Origin of the sequence: uncultured Corynebacterium sp. (assembly GCF_902782855.1) — a bacterium.
GTDB lineage: Bacteria > Actinomycetota > Actinomycetes > Mycobacteriales > Mycobacteriaceae > Corynebacterium.
Window position 1 is genome coordinate 1 of sequence record NZ_CACZOO010000363.1, and the last position, 6224, is coordinate 6224.

Genomic DNA, 6224 nt, shown 5'->3' on the forward strand with positions numbered 1-6224 from the left:
CCACGCGGGCCGGGGTGAACTGGATCTCGATGCTGGGCTCCGCGGCGGGATCCCAGTTCGCGATGGCCTCGATGTGTTCCCTGGTGATGTTCGCGCCGTCCTCGTTGCGGAGGAGGTTCTCGGCGAGCACCTTCAGGGAGTAGGGCAGCTTCTCCAGGCCTGGGACCGCACTGAGGCGGAAGATGTCGTACGTGCGGTCGCCAACCTCGAGTGTCCCCTTGGCACCGAACGAGTTCTTGCTTTCAGTCACGTGAGTGCTCCTGAATCTCTTCTCGTTATAAATCGTCGTTGTGTGACGTTCGTCTGACGTCTCACCTCTCGCACAACCGTGGACCTGGTCTGCGGCGCCCGGCTGGGCACCACTGGCGTGAGGTGTGCCACCATTGTGCAACAGTGACGTGTGATCCGTCTCATCCACCATAACAGTACGACTGTATTGCTACATAATCCCAGGTCGACAGTGTCCCGTTCGGAAGGAAAACGGTCCACCGGCGCGTCAGAGCAGGCACACTCCTATATCGGTTCCCGCTCGCAGGCACGGGACAGTAGCGGGCACAACGGACCCGGCAACACCACACAACCCCGAAAACGACCACTGGTCACCATCAGAATCAACGATGGACAATCAACGATGGAAACTTGACGCCGATCTGGACAGCAGTACCCGTCACCACCTTCCGCCATCGACCCCCGTCGCCTGGCCGCCACCCTGCGGGCCACCGACTCTCTCTGCGGGTCAAGTGTCTAGACTTGACATTGCTCAACGGTCCATCGAGACTTCGAGTCCGTCAAGGTTCGGTTCCACAAGCCGACACGCCGGCACTTCGCTTAGTGTGATGTAGATCACCTTGACTGCCTTACCTGGGAACGGTGCAGGTCACAGCGTGGAGATCTCGACAGTGGTCATAGTTGCAGATGTTAATGATGTGATTCAGGTTCCCTCCGGGACAGGTGTGGCCTACGGTGCACGTGTCGTCGTTTGGTAACGATTTGTGATCTCCGTGGTCCGGGTGGTCGAACCCCCGGTCACGAAAGTCACGGAGCACCGACGACGGAGGTTGGCCCACCACCCCGGGCCCCGACCTCCTCCCGCGGGGAAGCGGGAGGAACGGGTGCCGAACCGGTGGGTCGCCGGAACCGACTCTTTTCCGCCCACTCGCACGAGGAGACCATCACCGTGGCACTTCGACTGACATCCCGCGGCCGTGCCCGCGGGTCAACCGCACGAGGTACAGGAGCTCTGCTGACTGTCGCCGTAACTGTCGCGCTCACCACGCACACCGGCACGGCCGCCGCCGAGGAGACCTCCGGCACCGACGCGGAGTCCTACCTGACCGATCTGGTCTCCCGCGTCTCCGACGCCGAGGAGCAGGTCAACTCACTCGAGAGTGAGCTCGGCGGACTCCGTGAGTCCGTCAACAAGTCCCGGGTCGATGTCGAACGCAGCGTCCGTACCGCACAGGACGCGCAGGACAAGGTGACCGACGCCCGCTCCCGCCTCGGGGACAGAGAGAGCGATCTCGGTGCGGCACAGGCTGATCTCGACGAGATCGCCCGCTCCGCATACTCACAGGGCGGTGACGCTTCCGCGGTGCCACTGGCCGCGGGAGCCAGTGCCGACGACGCCATCGACCGGGCGAGCTACATCAGGCTGGCCGCCGAACGCCAGCAGGCCGAGGTTGACCGCCTCGATCTGGCCCGCACCCAGGCCGCGAACGAGGAATCCTCGCTCCGCGAGGCCCGCGACAACGCGGATGGTCTCGTCGCCGCTGCGCAGCAGGCCCGGGACGCCGCACAGTCGCAGTTCGACAAGGTCCAGCAGGACCTTCGTGACCGGGCGGACAGGCACGCCAGCCTTCTCGCCGACGCCGATGCCGCACGCGAGCAGCTCGCAGCTGCCCGCGCGGCGGTCGAGCGCGCCGCGAAAAGTGACGGCTCCACTTCCTTCGACAAGCGCCGCGCCGCCGAGGCCGCAGTGGCGAAGGTGGAGACCGCCCCGACGGAGGCCACCCCGCCGCAGCAGCCTCCGACCGAAACCGACAAGACGCCGACCACCACTAATGTCACACCCAGCGTCAAGTCTGAGATCATGACCGAAGGAGCGGGGGACAGTTCTGCGACAGCTCCGGCGGACACCACCACCACCGCAGCGGCGTCCTCCATCCCCGCAGACATCGCCGACGGTACCGACGCTGATGCCGAGGTGGCGGAATTCAGTGCCGACACCGCCGGCGATGACCGACGTCAGGCTGCCATCAACGGCCTACTCGGTGCCGCCGGCGCCGCCGCGGTTGCCGGTGTCACCGCCGACCTCAACGGTGGGGACCCGCTCACCGCAGCAGCAGCGGCGGCACGGAGTTCGGCGTCTCAGTCCTACAACTCCCTCCCGGAGGAGACGTCCGGTGTCGGGGAAGACACCGGAACTGTCCCGGGGACCGGAACCTCGACCGACGTCCCGGGCGGCAGCACCGGAGACACCTCGGGCCAGGACGCCTCCGGCACAAGTGCCGAGAAGATCGAGCGGGTCATCAACCGCGGAATGTCCCAGCTCGGTGTGACCTACGCCTGGGGCGGCGGGGACGCGAACGGTCCGACACTCGGCATCCGCGACGGCGGGGTCGCCGACGCCTACGGCGACTATGCGAAGGTCGGTTTCGACTGCTCCGGCCTGATGGTCTACGCGTTCAACGCCGTCGGTATCCACCTGGAGCACTATTCCGGATACCAGTACACGGCAGGAACCCAGGTCCCGGTGGAACAGGCCCGGCGAGGTGACATGCTCTTCTGGGGTATCGGAGGATCCGGTCACGTCGCGCTGTACCTGGGGGACGGCAAAATGCTGGAGGCGCCCCAGTCCGGCGACGTGGTCAAGGTGTCCGACGCCCGGTGGAGCGGCGCCATGCCCTATGCCGTCCGGATGATCGAGTAGAAGTTCACCGCAGCAGTTCGCGCATCGCGTGGTCGACAGCCGTCGTCCGCGCGGTGCGCACCGCGCGTGAGAGGGGGAGTATGCGGGGGTCCAGGGAGGCGCCGGCCGCAGAGTTCCGTGTCACCTCGACGATCGAGGCGACGACATCGGCCCGCGACATGAGTTTCACCGCCCGAGGACTCACCCCGGCGGGAAGTCCCGGAAGCCCGAAGTAGTCGCTCAGTGCACCGACAGCCAGGCGCGGTGCCCGGTGCCGGATGGGCAGCATGCCGTCGGACTCGATGAGCGCCGCGGCCCGGTCCGTCGCCTCGGCGAGCAGCCGGTCGGCGTCACCGGGCGAGTGGACCACCGGGGCAGGGACGCGTCCCGCTGTCCGGTACCAGGTCCACTGCACCAGCGACCGGTCGAGCAGCCGGGGCACGAGAACGTGGAGTACGTCCGGGTCCGCGTCCGCCACGGTGATGCCGGCACCGCTGGCCGTCACCGCCGCCGCCCCCCGACTGCCGGCGGGCAGGGCTGGTACGTCACCGGGGCCGGCGAGCACGAGTCCCACCAGTGGCCGGTCCGCGACCGACACCGGCGCGTCCGCGGTGACGGTGCGTACCGCACTTAGCATGTCGACCAGTGAAGTGGAACGTCCGTCATAGTCCCCGTCGAAAGGGTCACCGGAAGCGGTATCCACCAGCAGTGTGTGCGCGTGCCCCTGGACCTCTGCGAAGGCGTCGATCACGTCGTCGGACGAGAGGAGCCCGTGTAACCACCACCCGAGCCACAGGGTCGAGTTCTGGACGGGCGACCAGAGTTGTTCGCGCAGCGAAGTGCCGAGCGCGGGCCGGGGGTACGTCATTCATCACAGCCTAGCGCCCTTTGCATAGAATTCACGCTCATGGGTTACATCGACAGGTACGGATCCGACATTCTCGGCGGCTCAGGCGGTGCGGGCGGGCATGGCGGGGGGCACCACTCCCGGCGTCCCGCGCCACCGGAGGTCCCGGCGACACCTGGTCTCGTCGTGGAGACCGCGGACGGGGCGTGGGTCGGAGCGGTCACCGGTTTCGAGCGCACCTACGACGGTGACTTCGTCCGACTCGAGGACCGGCGCGGCGCCGACCGGCTGTTCAAGCTCCGGCCGGGTGCCTTTCTCCTGGACGGGCGCCCCGTCACCCTGGTGAGGCATGTCGAGAAGCGGGCACCGGAACGCTCCAACTCCGGATCGAGGCGGGTCGCCGACGTGCGGGCGAAGGTGGCCGCACCGTCACGCATCTGGGTGGAGGGTCTCCACGATGCCGCGATCGTCGAACAGGTCTGGGGACATGACCTGCGTGTCGAGGGTGTCGTCGTCGAGTTCATCGAGGGACTCGACAACCTGCCGGATATGCTCGCCGAGTTCAACCCGGGCCCGGGACGCCGGGTCGGGGTGCTGGCTGACCACCTCGTGGAGGGGTCGAAGGAGACCCGTCTCATCGAGGGACTCGACCGACGGGTCCGGGACCATGTCATGGTCACCGGCCACCCGTACATCGACATCTGGGAGGCGGTGAAACCGGCGTCTGTCGGCATCCGGGAGTGGCCACGGGTGCCACGGGGGGAGGACTGGAAGACCGGGGTGTGTCAGCGTCTGGGATGGGGGACACCACGTGACGGCTGGCATCGGGTGTACTCGTCAGTCACGACCTTCCGGGACCTGGACTCCACGCTCATCGGTGCGGTCGAGCGGCTCGTCGACTTCGTCACTGAACCGGGTCACTGAACCGGACACTGAACTGGACACAGGGGCCGGCAGCCCGGACCGGTGATCAGACCAGCTCGGTCACCCGCCGCAGCATGTGCACGGCCAGTGTCCACCCGGCCTGTTCCGCCTGCCAACCGGCAGCAGCCAACCGCTGGGACATGGCCTGCTTGGAGATGCCGACCTCTTCCGCCGCCTCGGTCTGCAGGTACCCCTGACGCATAAGGGCCGTCGCCTCCCGGCCCTCGGGGGTGCGTCGCGTGAGCACATGGGCGAGGAGGGTGAAGGCTGCGGTGACGTCGTCGGCGACGTCGGCCGGGGTACCCGGGGCCCGGGCTCCACCGGGCCCCGGCAGTTCGACACGGGTCGTCACTGTCGCCGGCCGATGCTGACGGCCGAAGGAGCGGGCGGCCGCCCCGAAAAGCTGTTCGCGGAAGTCCCCGGTGCCGCCGGCTGCCCCGGGATCCGTGAGCCCGGCGTCAGCGCCACCGATGATCGCGCCGACGCCGACGGCGAAGTCCCCGGCCTGCAGCAGGTTGAGGACGACGGTCGTGGCACCGTCGGCGTCGGGGGAGACCACCGCGAACCCCTCCGCCCCGTAGAGTCTCACGTCAGACACCGCACTGGTGGCAGCCAGTGCCTCAGCGACATCTCGGATGTAATCGGCCCGGCGTCTTGACCGGCCGTGGTACAGGGCATGGATGGCGAACATAGGTCCAGGGTACTACCCGGGGTGTCTACCCTGTCGACTTGACCTCTGCCTGCAGTAGCCGCATCTCCCGACCGGTGAGGAGGACGCCGGCCAGGATCACCACGGCGCTGACCACCAGTACCCGGGGACTACCACCGTCCAGCAGCGCGTCGGTGGCGAACACCGTGGCCACCGTGTTCGGGGCGGAGCCCGCCACCGTCGCCCCCAGGTAGGCCGCCATGGGGATCTTCGTCACGGCACAGGCGTAGTTGAGCAGACTGAACGGGACCGCCGGGATCATGCGCAGTCCCAGGACACTGAGCCAGCCGCGGCGGGAGAGCATCTCCTGAACCACCGCGAGCCGGGCGTGCGTCGCCGGATCCGAGGCCCGTTCCACGGTCCGTGCCCCGAGCCGTCGGACGAGGAGGAGGGACAGCGCCGCCGAGATGGCGAGACCCACCAGAGCCATGACGCTGCCGGAGACGGCGCCGAACATCACCCCCGCGGAGATCGTCCACACCGTCCGGGGGAACGGTAGCTGGGTGCAGGCCACCATCAGCCCCAGCCAGGTCAGCGGTGCCCACACCCCCGTGGCGGAGACCATGTCGCGGACGCCGTCCGCGTCCGGCATCGGCACCGCGACCATCATCGCGGACAGAAGGACGAGGACCATCACGGCAGCGGTGATCCTGCGCCAGGGGAGACCTCTCATGTCCGGCTGTCCTCCTTCCGGTTCGCGGAGACCCGACGAAACGGGACAAGGCCCGCCGTTCGGCGGGCCTTGTCTCTCTGTGTCCGGAGGGGGACTTGAACCCCCACGTCCGTTAATAGGACACTAGCACCTCAAGCTAGCGCGTCTGCCATTCCGCCACCCG

Annotated in this window: 6 protein-coding genes; 2 read left to right on the top strand and 4 right to left on the bottom strand. The window is 67.7% G+C overall.

The features are described 5' to 3' along the window. On the bottom strand, positions 1-250 hold a 250-nt coding region (locus QZV72_RS14560; protein WP_297009445.1), incomplete at its 3' end, for a hypothetical protein. A 927-nt stretch (positions 251-1177) separates the two neighbouring features. Here QZV72_RS14560 and QZV72_RS14565 point away from each other — a divergent pair. Beyond that, positions 1178-2929, top strand: a complete 1752-nt coding sequence (locus QZV72_RS14565) for a DIP1281 family NlpC/P60 protein (RefSeq protein ID WP_297009446.1) — start codon at positions 1178-1180, stop codon at positions 2927-2929. Positions 2930-2933: 4 nt separating this feature from the next. On the opposite strand, the gene QZV72_RS14570 is transcribed toward QZV72_RS14565, so the two are convergent. Further along, on the bottom strand, positions 2934-3776 hold the full coding sequence (locus QZV72_RS14570) for a hypothetical protein (RefSeq protein WP_297009447.1): 843 nt from the start codon (positions 3774-3776) through the stop codon (positions 2934-2936). Positions 3777-3815: 39 nt separating this feature from the next. Between QZV72_RS14570 and QZV72_RS14575 the strand changes: the two genes are divergently transcribed. After that, positions 3816-4679 carry a DUF3097 domain-containing protein gene (locus QZV72_RS14575; RefSeq protein WP_297009449.1) on the top strand — a complete coding sequence of 288 codons (864 nt, stop codon included), beginning with the start codon at positions 3816-3818 and terminating at the stop codon, positions 4677-4679. A 46-nt stretch (positions 4680-4725) separates the two neighbouring features. Here QZV72_RS14575 and QZV72_RS14580 read toward each other — a convergent pair whose 3' ends face one another. Then, entirely contained in the window at positions 4726-5370 is a 645-nt protein-coding gene (locus tag QZV72_RS14580) for a DNA-binding protein (RefSeq protein WP_297009451.1), read from the bottom strand. A gap of 25 nt (positions 5371-5395) precedes the next feature. Further along, complete coding sequence (locus QZV72_RS14585; protein WP_297009453.1) at positions 5396-6061, bottom strand: TVP38/TMEM64 family protein; 666 nt, start codon at positions 6059-6061, stop codon at positions 5396-5398. Positions 6062-6224: the final 163 nt, after the last annotated feature.